Annotated in this window: 12 protein-coding genes and 2 pseudogenes; 4 read left to right on the forward strand and 10 right to left on the reverse strand. The window is 71.2% G+C overall.

The genetic code is table 11. The features are described 5' to 3' along the window. Positions 1–665: 665 nt before the first annotated feature. The 3 genes and pseudogenes from HHL28_RS00620 to HHL28_RS00630 form a co-directional block, all read right to left on the reverse strand. Positions 666–1319, reverse strand: a complete 654-nt coding sequence (locus tag HHL28_RS00620) for a glutathione S-transferase family protein (RefSeq protein WP_075771439.1) — start codon at positions 1317–1319, stop codon at positions 666–668. Positions 1320–1365: 46 nt separating this feature from the next. Continuing rightward, positions 1366–3668 (reverse strand): annotated as a pseudogene (locus HHL28_RS00625) (adenosylcobalamin-dependent ribonucleoside-diphosphate reductase). 82 nt (positions 3669–3750) lie between these two features. Beyond that, positions 3751–4515, reverse strand: coding sequence for a lysophospholipid acyltransferase family protein (locus HHL28_RS00630; protein ID WP_075771441.1), 765 nt, complete (start codon positions 4513–4515; stop codon positions 3751–3753). Positions 4516–4651: 136 nt separating this feature from the next. On the opposite strand from HHL28_RS00630, the gene HHL28_RS00635 reads away from it, so the two are divergent. After that, positions 4652–4900, forward strand: a complete 249-nt coding sequence (locus tag HHL28_RS00635; RefSeq protein ID WP_075771442.1) for a hypothetical protein — start codon at positions 4652–4654, stop codon at positions 4898–4900. 72 nt (positions 4901–4972) lie between these two features. Here the strand turns inward: HHL28_RS00635 and HHL28_RS00640 are convergent, their stop codons facing one another. From HHL28_RS00640 to HHL28_RS00650, 3 genes are read right to left on the reverse strand one after another with little or no spacing between them, the layout of a single operon-like run. Next, positions 4973–5626 (reverse strand): YdcF family protein, encoded by a 654-nt coding sequence (locus HHL28_RS00640; RefSeq protein WP_083699155.1) that lies wholly within the window; start codon positions 5624–5626, stop codon positions 4973–4975. Beyond that, positions 5623–6114, reverse strand: a complete 492-nt coding sequence (locus tag HHL28_RS00645; RefSeq protein WP_169654506.1) for a cell division FtsX domain-containing protein — start codon at positions 6112–6114, stop codon at positions 5623–5625. Before HHL28_RS00645 ends, HHL28_RS00640 begins: the two co-directional genes overlap by 4 nt. Continuing rightward, positions 6102–6503, reverse strand: coding sequence for a cell division FtsX domain-containing protein (locus HHL28_RS00650; protein ID WP_169654508.1), 402 nt, complete (start codon positions 6501–6503; stop codon positions 6102–6104). Before HHL28_RS00650 ends, HHL28_RS00645 begins: the two co-directional genes overlap by 13 nt. Positions 6504–6748: 245 nt before the next feature. On the opposite strand from HHL28_RS00650, the gene HHL28_RS00655 reads away from it, so the two are divergent. Then, positions 6749–7609, forward strand: coding sequence for a zinc-ribbon domain-containing protein (locus HHL28_RS00655; RefSeq protein ID WP_075771444.1), 861 nt, complete (start codon positions 6749–6751; stop codon positions 7607–7609). A 137-nt stretch (positions 7610–7746) separates the two neighbouring features. Here HHL28_RS00655 and HHL28_RS00660 read toward each other — a convergent pair. The 3 genes and pseudogenes from HHL28_RS00660 to argH all read right to left on the reverse strand — a co-directional run bounded on the left by HHL28_RS00660 (position 7747) and on the right by argH (position 13492). Next, positions 7747–10457 (reverse strand): annotated as a pseudogene (locus tag HHL28_RS00660) (TIGR02302 family protein). 66 nt (positions 10458–10523) lie between these two features. Continuing rightward, a complete protein-coding gene (gene lysA / locus HHL28_RS00665; protein ID WP_075771446.1) occupies positions 10524–11831 on the reverse strand; it encodes a diaminopimelate decarboxylase in 1308 nt (435 codons plus the stop codon). Between the two features lie 251 nt (positions 11832–12082). Beyond that, positions 12083–13492 (reverse strand): argininosuccinate lyase, encoded by a 1410-nt coding sequence (gene argH, locus HHL28_RS00670; protein WP_075771448.1) that lies wholly within the window; start codon positions 13490–13492, stop codon positions 12083–12085. Between the two features lie 85 nt (positions 13493–13577). Here argH and HHL28_RS00675 point away from each other — a divergent pair, with 85 nt between their 5' ends. After that, positions 13578–14174, forward strand: coding sequence for a TlpA disulfide reductase family protein (locus HHL28_RS00675; protein ID WP_169654510.1), 597 nt, complete (start codon positions 13578–13580; stop codon positions 14172–14174). A gap of 177 nt (positions 14175–14351) precedes the next feature. Next, positions 14352–14819 carry a sigma factor-like helix-turn-helix DNA-binding protein gene (locus HHL28_RS00680; protein WP_404326176.1) on the forward strand — a complete coding sequence of 156 codons (468 nt, stop codon included), beginning with the start codon at positions 14352–14354 and terminating at the stop codon, positions 14817–14819. Here HHL28_RS00680 and HHL28_RS00685 read toward each other — a convergent pair. Then, positions 14816–15100 carry a DUF3572 domain-containing protein gene (locus HHL28_RS00685; protein WP_169654513.1) on the reverse strand — a complete coding sequence of 95 codons (285 nt, stop codon included), beginning with the start codon at positions 15098–15100 and terminating at the stop codon, positions 14816–14818. The two genes, HHL28_RS00680 and HHL28_RS00685, sit on opposite strands and share 4 nt — an antisense overlap. Between the last annotated feature and the right edge of the window lies 1 nt (position 15101).

Raw genomic sequence — 15101 nt, forward strand, 5'->3', positions numbered from 1 at the left:
AGTGCCACAGCCGCGCCGGGCTGGCGCCGACCGAGACCGCCCCGTCGGGGTGCAGGGCCTGTACAGGGAAGGGAAGTTCACGCCGTTCCTCCCGCTCCAGGTCGAACAGCAGGCCGCCGCACCGGTCCCCCCGGGGTACCGCCCAGGACAGGGTATTGCCGGGCAGCCAGCGCAGCCAGGCCCCGTCGGCCGGGGTCCAGGCCCGGGTCTGGCCGATGGGTCGCAGGGTCCCGGCCGCCGGGTCCCACAGGCAGATCCGCGCCGCCCCGCCAAGCCGGGGGACGGGACCGGCGGCAACTCCAACAATGCCAGCAGCTTGCCGTCCGCGGACCAGGGCGTTCCGAGCCCGAGCATGTGCGCGTGACCGGCGGGTGTCTCCGCCGTCACGGGGCAGGGCTGGTCCAACGTCTGCATGGGTCGATATCCGGTGGCGGCGTCCCCGGATAGAGGACACCCGACTACCAGGGATAACGCCTCCCGCGCGCCGCGGACCCCTGGCCGGGCGGGTAGGGGTCCGGCTTCTTTCGGGGTAAATCGGTCGGGCCGGGCCCGTTTCCAGCTGACTGGAGACGGGCCTGGGTGCTCGTGTCCCTTGATCGCCAGCGCCGCATCCGCGGGCTTGGCTTGCGCGTACATGGGTGCGCGCGGCCGCCAAGGGCGTCCGGTCAGCCCTCGGCCGGCTTGGGCGGGAAATTCCGGGCCCAAAGTTCGGCGATGCGCGGGTCCTGCTCCGCCCGCTCGGCCGCCGCGACCACGTTGGGCGCCACCTGCCGGATGCGGTCGCGCCGGGGGCGCCAGCGGGTGACCATGGCCACGTACAGGTCCAGGATGGTCATGGTCTCCCCCAGCAGGAACTGTCCCGGCTTGGGCTTCAGCCCCTGTTCCATCAGCTCCCAGCAGCGCAGGGTGCGGTTAACCGTGGCCTCCTTCAGCAGGCGCTGCGCGTCCTCCCCGTTGACCCAGCGTTCCGGCACGTCACCCACCGTGTACATGGGATAGATGGCGGCCGGCAGGTACACCAGCCAGCGCAGGAAGGTGGGCCGCAGCGGGTCGCCCGGCTCGGGTGCCAGCCCACTGCCCGGGTGCCTCTCCAGCAGCCACAGGATGATGGCCACGCTCTCCGTCAGCACCGTGCCGTCGGGCAGCAGGACCGTGGGCACCTGCATCAGGGGATTGGCCTGTTGCAGCCGTTCCAGGTTGGGGTCGTCCTCGCTGGAGAAGGGGTCTGCCTCCACCCGCTCATACGGTTCCCCCAGCAGCACGCAGGCCGCTTCCACGATGGTCGAGCCGAAGCCGTCCTTGCCGAACAGGGTCAGCATGGTTCCTCCCGTTTCTGGTTGTCGCGGCGTGAACAGGCCGGGGGGCCTAGCCGCACTTGCTGTAGCCGCAATTGGCGCAGAGGTCACAGCCCTCTTGCCGGATCAGGCTGGGTTGGGCGCAGCGGGGGCATTGGGCCAGCCGGGGCTCGGTCAGGTCCGCGGCCATGCCTTCCCGCCGGGCGGGTTCCGCCGTCGGGGCCGGTCCCGTGTGGGGCTCCCCGTGCAGGAAGCCGATGTCCAGCAGGTGCCGCTCGATCACCTCGCCGATGGCGGCCAGCAGGGACGGGACATAGCGGCCGCCCATCCATTGCCCGCCGCGGGGGTCGAACACGGCCTTCAGCTCATCCACCACGAAGCCCACGTCCCCGCCGCGCCGGAACACGGCCGAGACCATGCGGGTCAGGGCCACGGTCCAGGCGTAATGCTCCATGTTCTTGGAATTGATGAACACCTCGAACGGCCGCCGCCGGCCACCCTCCACCACGTCGTTGACGGTGATGTACAGGGCGTGGTCGCTCTCCGGCCAGCGCAGCTTGTAGGTCTGGCCGGGCAGCACCTCCGGCCGGTCCAGGGGCTTGCCCGAGGCGTCGCAGGGCGTGGGCACGGAAGGGGCCGCGTCCGCCGTGGCCGGTGCCGGCTTGTCCTTCTTTTCGTCCGCGGGCACTGACAGCACCGACCCCGTGACCGCGTTGGGGCGGTAGGTCGTGCAGCCCTTGCAGCCCAGCTCATAGGCTTGCAGGTACACGTCCTTGAAGGCCGCGAAGGGCAGGTCCTCCGGGCAGTTGATGGTCTTGGAGATGGAGCTGTCCACATATCTCTGCGCCGCGGCCTGCATAACCACATGCGCCCCGGGTGCCAAGTCCTGGGCGGTGACGAAGGCCTCCGTCAGCGGCGCATGCTCCCCGAAGGCTTGGCGGTACAGGCGGTAGGCATGGTCCTCCACCGTCTCCGTCCGGCGGCTGCCGTCGGGCATCAGCACCGCCCGGTCGAAGCGGAAGGCGAAGACCGGCTCGATCCCGCTGCTGATGTTGTCCGCGAACAGGGAGATGGTGCCCGTGGGCGCGATGGAGGTCAGCAAGGCGTTGCGGATGCCGTGCGCGGCGATGCGGTCGCGGATGTCCTGGGGCAGGGCCCGGACGTTGGGCCGGTCCAGGTAGGCGTCCCGGTCGAACAGGGGGAAGGCCCCCTTTTCCGCCGCCAGCTCTGCGGAGGTGCGGTAAGCGAGGTCCCGTACCGCCCGCAGCCATTGCTCCGTCAACTGCACCGCCCGCTCGGAGCCATAGCGCACGCCGCACAGGATCAGCGCGTCCGCCAGCCCCGTGACCCCCAGCCCGATGCGCCGCTTGTCGCGGGCTTCCCCTGCCTGTTCGGCCAAGGGGAACCGGCTGGTGTCCACCACATTGTCCATCATCCGCACGGCCAGCGGCACCACCCGGCCCAGCTCCTCCATGTCCAGCCGCGCCCGCGGCCCGAACGGCTCCCGCACCAGTGCCGCCAGGTTCACCGACCCCAACAGGCAGGCGCCGTAGGGGGCAGGGGCTGCTCGCCACACGGATTGGTAGCAGATATGTTCTCGCAATAGGCGAGGTTGTTCTGCTGGTTGATGCGGTCGATGAAGATGACGCCGGGCTCGGCGTAGTCGTAGGTGGCCCGCATGATGCGGTCCCACAGGTCGCGCGCCCGGACGGTGCGGTAGACTTGGCCGTCGAACACCAGGTCCCAGGGACGGTCGGACTGGACGGCCTGCATGAAGGCGTCGGTGACCAGGACCGACAGGTTGAACATGCGCAGGCGCCCGGGCTCCCGCTTGGCGTCGATGAAGGCCTCGATGTCCGGGTGGTCGCAGCGCAGGGTGGCCATCATGGCGCCGCGGCGGCTGCCGGCGGACATGATGGTGCGGCACATGGCGTCCCACACGTCCATGAAGCTTGCGGGCCCGCTGGCGTCCGCGCCCACGCCGTGGACCAGGGCGCCCTTGGGCCGCAACGTGCTGAAGTCATAGCCGATGCCGCCGCCCTGCTGCATGGTCAGGGCGGCCTCCCGCAGGTGGCTGAAGATGCCGCCCATGTCGTCGGGGATGGTGCCCATGACGAAGCAGTTGAACAGGGTCACCGTGCGGCCGGTGCCGGCCCCGGCCAGGATGCGGCCGGCGGGGATGAACTTGAACCCCTCCAGCGCCTCGTAGAAGCGCCCCTCCCAGGCGCCCGGGTCCTTCTCCGGTGCCGCCAGGGCTTTTGCCACCCGGCGCCAGGTATCCTCCACCGTCCCGTCCAGCACGGTCCCGTCCGGCTGCCGCAGCCGGTACTTCATGTCCCAGATCTGGCGGGAGATGTTGGCGACGTCGGGCATGCGCGGGCCTCCGGTGGGCGGGTCGCATGCCTCAACAGTAGGGCGGGCCAATCAGCCGATCAAGCGGATGTTCGCGGGATGTTCACGCCACCAGCCCGGGATGCGCCGTGTGGGGGTTCACGGTCACCGGGCCGCCCACCTGGGTGACCAGCCGGTCGGTGGCGTCCTCCAGCCGGGCCTCCAGCTCGAACAGGGCGGTTTCCTTAGGAAGGCCCGGGGGAATGGGGGGCAGGAACTCGATGGTGATAGTGCCGGGCCGCTTGATGAAGGTGCGGCGGCCCCAGAACATGCCCGAGTTCAGCGCCATGGGCACCAGGGGCAGGCCCAGCTCCTGGTACAGGATGCCGATGCCCACCTTGTAGGGCTTGTAGACCCCTGGTGCCACGCGGGTGCCCTGGGGGAAGATCACGATCTCCCGCCCCTGTTCCTTCATGCGCCTCGCGCCTGCCAGCAGGCTGGCGATGGCCGCGCCGCGCTTGCCCCGGTTCACGGGGATCATCTCCGCCTTCGCCGCGTACCAGCCCCACAGGGGCAGCCACAGCAGCTCCCGCTTCAGCACGATAGCCGGGTCTTCGAAGATCAGGTGGAGCTTCATCGTTTCCCACATGGACTGGTGCTTGGCCCCGATCAGGACCGGCCCGTCCTTGGGCAGGTGCTCCAGCCCCTTGACCTCGTAACGCAGGCCCAACACCACGCGCTCGATCAGGCACAGGGTGCGCATGTACCAGCGCACCACCTCGACCATGCCCTTGCGCGGCAGGAACAGCATCCAGAACAGGGCGAAGCAGCAGAACAGCGTCCAGCCGAAGAAAACGACGTTGAACAGCAGGGAACGGAAGGCGAGCATTGGCGCGGGGCTCGGCTGGGAAGGTCTGCCCGGTTCAATAGCCCCGGCCCGCCCCCCTGTCCAGGCAGGCCGGGAACCGCCGGGGCCCCTGGGCGGTTGCTGCTGCGATGGCGCCACAGCCGACAGGAGAGAGCGGATGACCAACCAGGCCCCCCAGAAGCCCGGCCCCGGCGGGATGGTGAACGACGACAAGGACCCCACCCAGCGCATGCCCTCGGGCTCCTCGGACGGGGACCCGGAGGCGCGGGCCATCCTGGACCAGCAGCACACCGGCAACCACCAGAAGCCCAATGACGAGAGCGCCGACAAGCGCGGCGGCACCCGCGCGGGGGCGGAGAACGTGGAACCGAAGGACGCGCCGCAGAAGGACCGTGAGACGGGCTGACAGGGCCTTCCACGCGCCCCCAGGCGCCTCTACCCGGGGGCCGGGGCCGTTTCCGGCTGCCCGGGAACTGCCCTAAACCCCACCACCCGCGGCCGGGGGACGGGTCAGGGTGGCGCGCAGGTAGGCGAGGAGGAACTTGTTGTACTCGCCCACCACCAATTCGGCCGTGCCGGGCCAGTTCCACCAGCGCTCCAGCCGCACCCGCGGCGGCACGACAGGGTGGGGGACGACCTCCACGTCGGGCAGGGCGCGCCGGAACTCCACCAGGCTGCGGGGCATGTGGTAGTTGGCGGTGACAAGGCGCAGGGACCGATATCCCTCCGCCCGGACCCAACGGGCCGTTTCCACCGCGTTGCCCTCCGTGTCGTCGGCCTCATAGCCCAGCACGACGCAGCACTCCAGATCCTCCCCCTGGCGGGCGCGGTCCAGCAGCTCCCGCACCTCCACCCCGCGGTAGACGCCGCTGATGAACAGCTTCTTGGCCCGCCCGTCCCGCAGCAGGGCGAAGCCCACGCCCAGCCGCTCGCTGCCGCCGGTCAGCACGACGATAGCGTCGGTGGTCACCCCGTCCGCCGGCGGGTTGCGGGGGAGGGAGGCGACGAAGACGAACAGCCCGGCCAGCCAGACGCCCACGATGGCGGCCAGCACAGCCAGGGTCCGCCGGGTGGCGATCCGCACCCGGCGCACGGCCAATCGCAGCCGCACGGCGGATGGGGTGGGGCTCATGGCAGCTTCCCCAGGGCGCGCATCACGGTCACCCGCGCCGCCAGGGCCGCCAGCACGCAGGCCACCGCCGGCACCGCCAGCAGCAGGGCCAGTTGCGGCGGGCTCAGCGTCACCTCCGGCAGTAGGGCCGCGTCCAGGTTCCGGCCGGCCCGTGCCAAGCCGAACAGGGTCAGCAGCGCCAAGCCCAGGCCCACGCCGCCGCCGAACAGGGTCAGGCGCAGCACGTGGCGCTGGAATTGGGCGGCCACATAGCCGTCGGACGCGCCGATGACGTGCAGCAGCTCCACCTCCGACCGGTGCACCGCGAAACCCGCCGCGGCGGCATAGATGACGGTGGCCACCGCCGCCCCGCCCACCAGCCCGATGATGGCCACGGCCAGGGCCTGCACGGCCGTGGCCAGCCGGCGCAGGTCCGCCAGCCAGCGGGCCGGGTCTTCCAGCACCGCGCCGGGGACGGCTGCCTCCACCCGCTTCTTCAGGGCATCCACGTCGGCACCGGGGCAAGCCGGACATCCACCAGGGCAGGCAGGGGCAGCTCCGCCACCAGGGCACCCTGGCCCAGCCAGGGCTCCACCAGCCGGGTCGCGTCCTCCTTGGGCAGGGTCTTGGCGTCCACCACCTCGGCCGAGCCGGACAGCACGCCCAGCACCTGCTGCACCCGCCGGTCCAGCCCGCCCTTGTCGCCGGCGGGCGGGCTGACCTGGATGGTGACGCTGCCGGACAGGCCCGCGTCCCACCGCCGCGCCAAGTCGGACAGCACCAGGGCCGCCGCCAGGGCCAGGGCGGCCAGATAGACCATCAGCGCGATCATCCAGGGCAGGAAGCGCCCGGTGGCGTCCCGCCGCAGGGGGATGTCGAACTGGCCGCGTCGGCTCATGGCGTGGGGGTCGGGGGTTCCGGCATGGTCAAGAATGGGGGCGCCGTCCCGTCCGGGGCACCCCGCCTACTGATGGCACGGCGGCCCGGCCCCCGCAAGCCCGCCCCTTGTTTGTCCCCCGTGGGGATGCTTCCCCCATGACCTTACGGGGGCATGGCTTGCGTTCCGTGGGGGGGCTTCCTATAAGGGTTGGGGCGTACCCCTTTCACGCCACCCGCTGAAACCCCCGCCGGTCCCGTGGCCCGATGATCCTTACCTGCCCGTCGTGCACCAAACGCTTCCTGCTCGACGCGGCGCTGCTGGGCACCGGACGCCGGGTCAAGTGCGGCAACTGCGGCCATGTCTGGCACCAGGACCCGCCGCCGAAGCAGGCTGCCCAGGCCAAGCCTGCCCAGGCCCGGCCCGCCGCAGCGCCCAAGCCGGCGCCTGCCCCCGCCCTGGCCTTCGCCGACGGCCCGGCGGACCTGCCGCCCCCACCGGAACCGAAGCCCGACCGGATGGACCCGCCGTCCGTCAGCTTTGCCGACCTGCTGGCCGACGGCGACCCGGATGAGTTGCCGCCCCCGCCGCGGGACCCGGAACCGCCCATGCCGGGCATGCGGACCTTCCGCGGTAAGGGCAAGACCACCCTGCCCGCCCTGCCGGGGGAGGCGAGGAAGCGTCGCGGCGCTTGGCTGCGCTGGGGCGGCCTGGGCGCCGCCGTGGCCGCGCTGGTGGCCGGCGTGGTGCTGGCCCGCGACCCCATCCTGGCCCTCTGGCCACCCGCCTTCGCCTTGTATGAGGCGGTCGGGCTGGCGGAACTGCCGGGTACCGGTTTGAGCGACCCCACGGCCAAGGCGAAGATCGAGGCGCGGGACGTGGAGGGGACCTCCATCCTGTTCGTCAGCGGGGAGATCGCGAACACCAGCGGCGGCCAGCGCCCCGTGCCCGACGTGATGGCCACCGCCTATGGCGAGGACGGCAAGAAGCTGTTCAGCTGGCGCATCGTCCCCGCCGCCCGCCGCCTGTTCCCCAACCAGACCACCAGCTTCGAATCCCGCATGCCCGAGAAGGGCACCGCCGCCAAGACTATCGGCTTCGCCTATGTGGCGCCGGAGGGAAAGTAGGTCGGATTAGCGGCGAAGCCGCGTAATCCGACAATCCTCGCCGACAGGCGGGTTTCCGCGGCAATCTCGCCTTCAGCCGTCGGATTACGCGCCCTTGCGGGCGCTAATCCGACCTACGATGGGCCGGTCGGCTTGCCTTACCGGCTGAACCGGTCCAGCAGGCGCTGGATGTAGTCGCGCTCGATCTTGGGGCGGCTGGGGTCGCCGGCGCGGCGGCGCAGCTCGTCCAGGATTTCGCGGGTGCGCTGGATGTCGGCCTGTTCCGGGATCTTCACGTCGTCGGTGTTGAAGCTGCCGCTGCCGGGCAGGGGACGGCCCAATGGGTCGCGGCCGGGCTGCTGGCCCGCCTGCCGGCGCTGGCCGCCACCGCCCTGGCCCTGCTGGGCCTGCATCTGCTGCTGCATGGACTGCATGCCCTGCTGCAACTGGTCCAGGGCCTGGGCCTGGGGCTGCACCGCCTGGCCGGGGGCGCCCTGTTGCAGGGCCTGCTCCGCATCCCGCATGGACCGTTCCGCCCGGCCCAAGGGGCGGGGGATTTCCCCGCCCATCTCCCCGAACTGGCGCATCAACTCACCCAACTGGCGGCGCAGGTCCTCCTGCCGCTGGGCCATGCCGCCCTGGCCGTTCTGGCCCGGCATCTGTCCCTGCTGCTGCCCTTGCTGTCCCTGCTGCTGGCCGCGCTGGCCCTGCTGCTGCTGGCGTTGGCCCTGGGTGCCCTGGGTGGGGTCCTGTGGGCCGGTCACCTGGGGCTGACGCCCCTGGCGGTTGGGGGACTGGCCCTGCTGGCCCTGGGGGGGCTGCATGAACTCCTGGCCCTGGGGCATGCCCTCCCCGTCCTGGGACTCGCGGAAGGTCTCGTCCATCAGTTGCTGCTGCTGCTGGGCCAGGCCCTGCAGGTTCTCCATCATTTCCTGCATCTGCTGGCCCTGCTGGGCCTGCTCCGCCGTCTGCGGCTGGCCGTTGCGCAGGTTCTCCATCATCTGCTGGAGTTGGGACAGCATCTGGCGGGCGGCGTCGCGGCTGCCGTTCTGGGCCATCTGCCGCATCTGCTCCATCATCCGCTGCAAGTCCTGGCGGTCCAGGGTCTGGGCGTTGGGGTCGGCCTGGGGCGGCTGCTGGCCATCCTGCATGGCCTGCCGCATCTGCTCCTCCATGGCGTCGAGGAACTGCTGCATGGCCTGCTCCAGCTCCTGCATCAGCTGGTTCAGCTCCTCCTCGCTGGCGTTGCGGTCCAGGGCTTCCATCAGCTTCTGCTGGGCGTCACGCATGGCCCGCTCGGCCAGGGACAGGTTGCCGTCCTCGATGCGCAGGGCCGTGTCCCAGAGCTGCTTCTGCATGTCCGGCAGGTCCAGGGGCACCGCCACGTCCGCCAGACGGCGGGCGGCGCTGCGCAGGGACAGGAACACGGCCGTGTCGCCGCCGAAACGGTCGGGGCGCAGGGACAGCTCGTCCAGGATGTTGCCCACCGCCGGCCGCGCCGCCTCCCCCTCCAGGGTCAGGCGCTTGCGCTCGTTGATCACGGCGCGGGCGACGGGATGGCGGAATGCCCGCTCCGGCAGGACCATGCGCTGGTCCGCGCTCTTGCCCACCTGCCCGGCCCCGTCCAGCGCCTCCAGCCGCACCACCACGGGCAGGCCGGCCCAGGGGTGGGGGGTCAGGTCGTGGAAGCCGGTGGCGTTGGCCTCCTTCGGGTTGCGGCCCGGCAGGGGCAGCGGCAGGACGACGGGGTCCTTGCCCAGGGACGGGGGCAGGGCCTCCCCATGGACCGGGTCCAGGCCGATGACGGCGTTCACCTTCGTCAGGCCATAGTCGTCCGCGGCAGAATAGTTGAACTGCACCGCCTGCCGCTCCGTCGGGGCGGGCGGGTTGCGGAAGGTGATGCCGGGGGCAAGGTCGGGCACCACCTGGATGGGCCAGGCGCCAACCTCCCGCCCGTTCTGGGTGATGGCGACCCGGTCGCCCGAGGTGATGGGGTGGCTGACCTGCCAGCCGCCGCCGGACACGGGCTCGAACGGCACCTCCGCCCCGTTGGCGGCCAGCACCGGCACCTTGGTCCCGCCGCTGACCCGGGCCAGCAGCACGCTGTTCACGGGCACGGGCACTGCCTTGGGTTCCGCGGGCTCCGCCGAGTTGGCCGCGGCGGCCTGCTGCGGCTGCGCCCCGGGGCCGGCACCCTGGACACGGGTCAGGAAGATGGGGGCTGGCCGGTATAGTCCGGCGGGGTCAGCCAGGCATCCGCCTGCACCGCCACCCCCACCCCGCCGAAGCCGATGCCCGGCACCAGGGCCGCACCCAGGCGGCCCGACAGGTCACCCCAGGACAGGCTGGCGCCCACCACCAGCAACAGGCCCACCGCGGCGCGCAGGGCCCAGGGGTCCCGGGCCGCCAGGTTGGGATGGGGGCTGTTGACGCGCAGGGCCTTGGCCTGCTGCCGCGCCCGCTCCTGCGCCGCCCGCCACAGGGCGTGGGACAGGGGGTCGCCGGCGCCGCCGGCCAGACCGTCCTTCAACTGCACCAGGGGCCGGTGCTTCAGGGCACTGTCCCGCTCCACCCGTCGGCGCGCTTCCTCCACCGTCGGCCAGCGGTAAGGGCGCAGGTTCTTCCAACCCAGGTACCCGATGGCCCCAATGAACCCCAGCAGCAGGACCAGGTGCAGCCAGGGCGGCAGGGCGGTGAAGAAGCCCATCCAGGCCAGCGCCAGGAACAGCCCCGCCACCCCCGCCGGGGGCCAGAGGGCCGGCCACAGCCGTTCCCAACCCAACGCGACCCGGGCGAGGGACAGGGGCCCCGACGGCTCAGGTCCAGCGGGGGCCTTGCGGCGGCGGGGCAGTCCCAGTCGGCTCAGCATGTCCTTGTCGCCTTCAAAGCATCGCCTTGGCTTCAGCGGGCGTCGGGTTGCCTGAGCCTAACGCGCTCAGGCGGGGGTTGGCGAGAGCCAGTCCGGCATCTTTTCCAGGGCCAGGCTCTCCTCAAAACTAGGGCGGCGGCGCACGACGGCAAAGCTGTCGCCCGTCACCAGCACCTCCGGCACCAGCGGGCGGCTGTTGTAGGTGCCCGACATGGCCGCGCCATAGGCCCCCGCCGTCAGGAACGCCACCAGGGCGCCGGGCGCCACCGGCGGCATCTCCCGCTGTTTCGCGAAGGTGTCACCGCTTTCGCAGACGGGCCCCACCACGTCCACCGGGGAAAGGGGGGAGGCGGGGGAAGGTTCCTCCACCGGCAGCAGCGTGTGCCAGGCGTCGTACAGGGCCGGGCGCATCAGGTCGTTCATGGCCGCGTCCAGCACCAGGAAGCGGCGGTGCAGCCCCTCCTTGACGAAGTTCACCCGGGCCAGCAGCAGCCCGGCGCTGGCCACCAAGGACCGGCCCGGCTCCAGCGTCACCTGGCAGCCCAGGTGACCCACCGTCTCGAAGATGGCGGCGACATAGGAATGGTGGTCCGGCTCCGCGTCCGAGGGGCGGTAGGGCACGCCCAGACCGCCGCCAAGGTCGATGCGGCTGATGGGAATGCCATCCTCCCGCAGCACCTGCACCAGCTCCGCCACTTTGCCGAAGGCCTGGCGGAAGGGCGTGGTCTTCAGGAGCTGGGAGCCGATATGGATGGCGACGGCGACGGGTTGCAGGCCCGGCAACGCCTTGGCCCTGGCGAAGGCGTCGCGCGCCAGGGACAGGTCGATGCCGAACTTGTCCTCTTTCCGGCCCGTGGCGATCTTGCCGTGGGTCCCGGCATCCACGTCGGGGTTGATGCGGATGGCGATGGGGGCGGGCTTGCCCAGCCGGGTGGCGACGGCGCTGACCATCTCCAGCTCGGGGAAGCTCTCAACGTTCAACTGGTGGATGCCGACGGTGAGGGCGGCGGCGACCTCCTCCGGCGTCTTGCCGACACCGGAAAAGACGATGCGGTCCGCCGGGATGCCGGCGGCCAGGGCGCGGCGCATCTCCCCCTCCGACACCACGTCGGCGCCGGCGCCAAGGTTGGCCAGGGTGCGGATGACGGCCAGGTTGCTGTTGGCCTTCAGCGCGTAGCAGATGTCGATGCCCAGCCCCTTGGCGCGGTAGGGGGCCAGCACGTCGTCATAGGCGTGCCAGTTGGCCTCCAGCCCGGCCGTGGAATAGACGTAGGCCGGCGTGCCGACCGCGTCGGCGATGCGGGACAGGGGCACGCCCTCGGCATGCAGGGCGCCGCCGACATAGGCGAAGCCGGGGGTGGGGAAGCAGCTCATCTCGTTCCGGGAATCGGTGGGACGGGCACGCCGGACAGGGTGCCCTGGGGTAGGGTGCCGGGGCCCGTGGGCGTGGCGGGGCGGTTGGGGTCGGTGGCCGGGAGGGCACGGTACTGCCGGGCGGGTCCAGGGCCGGGTCGGGATAGGTTCGGGGCGCCGGGCTGCCTTCCGGGGCCAGGGGGAAGCCGGGCTTCACGCCGCAGCCGGCCAGGGCCAGGCGGACAGGGCCAACAGGATGGGGACGGTCTTCTTCACAGGAAACGCTCCCTCGCGGCGGCGACGGCCTCCCGCACCCGGTCCGGGGCGGTGCCGCCGAAGCTGGTGCGCGACGCCACGGAGGCCTCCAGGGTCAACACCCCGAAGACATCCTCCGTGATGGCCGGGTGGACGGTGCGCATGGCCTCCAACGGCAGGGCGGACAGGCCCACGCCCCGCTCCTCCGCCAGCTTGACGATGCGGCCGGTGACGTGGTGCGCCTCCCGGAACGGCAGTCCCAGGGAGCGGACCAGCCAGTCCGCCAAGTCGGTGGCGGTGGGGAACCCGGCCTCCACCGCGCGGCGCATGGCGTCCGGGTCGGCGGTCAGGTCGCGGACCATGCCGGTCGTGGCGGCCAGACAAAGGGCAAGCGTCTCATCCGCCTGGAAGACCGGCTCCTTGTCCTCCTGCATGTCCTTGGAATAGGCCAACGGCAGGCCCTTCATGACCACCAGCAGCCCGTTCAGGGCGCCGATCACCCGGCCGGCCTTGGCGCGCACCAGCTCCGCCGCGTCCGGGTTGCGCTTCTGCGGCATGATGGAACTGCCCGTCGTGAAAGCATCTGTCAGCCTGACGAAGCGGAACTGGGTCGTGCACCACAGCACCACCTCCTCCGCCAGCCGCGACAGGTGGGTGGCGCAGATGCTGGCCAGGGACAGGTATTCCAACGCGAAGTCCCGGTCGGACACGGCGTCCAGGCTGTTCGCCGTGGGCCGGTCGAAGCCCAGGGCCCAGGCCGTCATCTCCCGGTCGATGGGATAGGGGGTGCCTGCCAGGGCGGCGCTGCCCAGGGGGCACTCGTTCAGCCGCGCCCGCGCGTCCAGCGCCCGGGACCGGTCGCGGCCCAGCATCTCCACATAGGCCAGCAGATGGTGGCCGAAGGTCACGGGCTGGGCTGTCTGAAGATGGGTGAAGCCCGGCATGATCGTGCCGGCATGCTCTTCCGCCCGATCGATCAGGGCGGCCTGCAACGCCTTCAGGTCCCCGTCCAGCCGGTCCAGCGCGTCACGCACCCACAGCTTGAAGTCGGTGGCGACCTGGTCGTTGCGGCTGCGGGCCGTGTGCAGGCGGCCGGCGGGCTCGCCGATGATCTCCCGCAGGCGGGACTCCACGTTCATGTGGATGTCTTCCAGGTCCTCGCTGAACTGGAAGCGCCCCTCCGCGATCTCCTGCGCCACCTGGTCAAGCCCGGCCAGGATGGCGTCCCGGTCGGACTCGCCGATGATCCCCTGCCGTGCCAGCATGGCGGCGTGGGCCTTGGACCCCGCGATGTCCTGCCGCCACAGGGCCTTGTCAAAGCCGATGCTGGCGTTGATGCGTTGCATGATGGCCGAGGGGCCGGCCGCGAACCGGCCGCCCCACAAGGAATTGGCGCCGGCGTCAGTCTGGCTTTTGGGGTCTGTCATCTCGGGCTGCGGCGCTTCGGCTGGTTGAAAGGCGGGCTCTGCCACCCGAGTTCTGTCGCGGAACACGGAAGGTGAGAGGGAGAGAATGGCGATTTTGCGGCGCACCGCAACGGTCATCCTGGCCGCGGCTTGCATGCTTGCCCTGAGCGGCTGTGGGGACGACGGGGCGAACAGGGCTGCCGACACCGCCACCACGGCGCCCAAGCCCGCCATCCCCACCCCGGCGGGCCTGCCGGAGTTCAAGGGCGAGTCCCGCTCCTTCGCTTATACGGAGGGCCGCCCCGCCGCCCCCGCCTTCACCTTCAAGGACGCCGACGGCAAGGACCTGACCCTGGCCGACCGCAAGGGCAAGGTGCTGCTGGTCAACCTCTGGGCCACCTGGTGCGCGCCTTGCGTGAAGGAGATGCCGTCGCTGGATCGGTTGCAGGCGGAGCTGGGCGGGGCGGACTTCGAGGTGGTCGCCATCTCCCTCGACCGCGGCGGCCTGACCGAGGTCAAGCCCTTCTTCGACGCCAACGGCATCAAGGCCCTGGCCCCCTACCTGGACCCCCAGATGACCGCCATGAAGGCCGCCCAGCCCCTGCCGGGCCTGCCCACCAGCATCCTGGTGGACCGGGAAGGCCGTGAGGTGGGCCGCCTGCCGGGTGCCGCCGACTGGTCGGGGAGGAGGCGAAGGCGCTGATCCGGGCAGTGATGGGCAACCCATCGTAGGTCGGATTAGCGGAGCGTAATCCGACGATCCCATACCGTTTTTGCTGGCTGTCGGGTTACGCGGGCTGCCGCCCGCCAACCCGACCGACGACACCAAAGATATCTTCCTCGCACCCAGATTTTGTGGCACCCTTCGCGTGAACACACCATGAACAGTGGGGTGCCCATGCCGACGTTGAAGCAGTTCGAGGCGGCATTGCGGGAGCAGGGGCAGGATGCCGCCCTGGCGATCCTGGCAAAGCTGCGGGAGCGGGACCGCGAGACCCGCAGTATCCGCCCGGCGCGCAAGCTCACCGGCAAGAAGATGACGCCGGAGCTGGCGCGGGAGGTGCTGCACCTGCACCAGACCACCGACCTGACCCAACAGGAGATCGCCTTCCGCCTGGGCGTCAACCAGGGCCGGGTGAACGAGGTGGTGAAGCACGGCAAGTGGCTGAGCGGCGACCCGACGGCGCCGGAGGCGGTGAGCCGCGACAAGGCCAAGAAGCGGGCGGAGGCCGGCGTCGGCATCGCCCCGCGCAAGCCCAAGGCGAAGGCCAAGCCGAAGGAGGCCAAGCCCAAGCCGGCTGAGCCTACCCCGGCGCCCAAAGCCGGGCAGCTTTCCTTCGGGCTTTAGGGCAGCTTTGCCCGCACGGCGGCCAAGTCCTCCGGGGTCAGTTCCTCCCCCGCGGCGAAGGCCGTGGCCAGCCCCTCGTCACCCAGGACGAAATCCAGCACCCCGCCCAGGAAGGCGGGGTCGGCCAGCCGGGCGCGCAGCTCGTCGCCGCCGCAGCCCGTCAGGGCCACGAAGCGGGCCAGCATGTCCTCGTCCGACACGACGAAGGCCACCGCCCGCAAGGCGACGGCCTCCGGGTCCGCAGCGGGTTTCGCGGTCGTGCCTTTCTTTGGGATCAGCACG

The organism is Aerophototrophica crusticola (genome assembly GCF_012913305.1).
Lineage (GTDB): Bacteria > Pseudomonadota > Alphaproteobacteria > Azospirillales > Azospirillaceae > Niveispirillum > Niveispirillum crusticola.

Bases quoted from the DNA above. Each gene is read 5' to 3' on its own strand.
- HHL28_RS00620 (WP_075771439.1), bottom strand. From the start codon at position 1,319: ATGCTGACCCTGTTCGGCAAGGACGGCTTCGGCTCGACCATCGTGGAA.
- HHL28_RS00640 (WP_083699155.1), bottom strand. From the start codon at position 5,626: ATGAGCCCCACCCCATCCGCCGTGCGGCTGCGATTGGCCGTGCGCCGG.
- HHL28_RS00630 (WP_075771441.1), bottom strand. From the start codon at position 4,515: ATGCTCGCCTTCCGTTCCCTGCTGTTCAACGTCGTTTTCTTCGGCTGG.
- HHL28_RS00635 (WP_075771442.1), top strand. From the start codon at position 4,652: ATGACCAACCAGGCCCCCCAGAAGCCCGGCCCCGGCGGGATGGTGAAC.
- HHL28_RS00650 (WP_169654508.1), bottom strand. From the start codon at position 6,503: ATGAGCCGACGCGGCCAGTTCGACATCCCCCTGCGGCGGGACGCCACC.
- HHL28_RS00680 (WP_404326176.1), top strand. From the start codon at position 14,352: ATGAACAGTGGGGTGCCCATGCCGACGTTGAAGCAGTTCGAGGCGGCA.
- argH (WP_075771448.1), bottom strand. From the start codon at position 13,492: ATGACAGACCCCAAAAGCCAGACTGACGCCGGCGCCAATTCCTTGTGG.
- HHL28_RS00675 (WP_169654510.1), top strand. From the start codon at position 13,578: ATGGCGATTTTGCGGCGCACCGCAACGGTCATCCTGGCCGCGGCTTGC.
- HHL28_RS00655 (WP_075771444.1), top strand. From the start codon at position 6,749: ATGATCCTTACCTGCCCGTCGTGCACCAAACGCTTCCTGCTCGACGCG.
- lysA (WP_075771446.1), bottom strand. From the start codon at position 11,831: ATGAGCTGCTTCCCCACCCCCGGCTTCGCCTATGTCGGCGGCGCCCTG.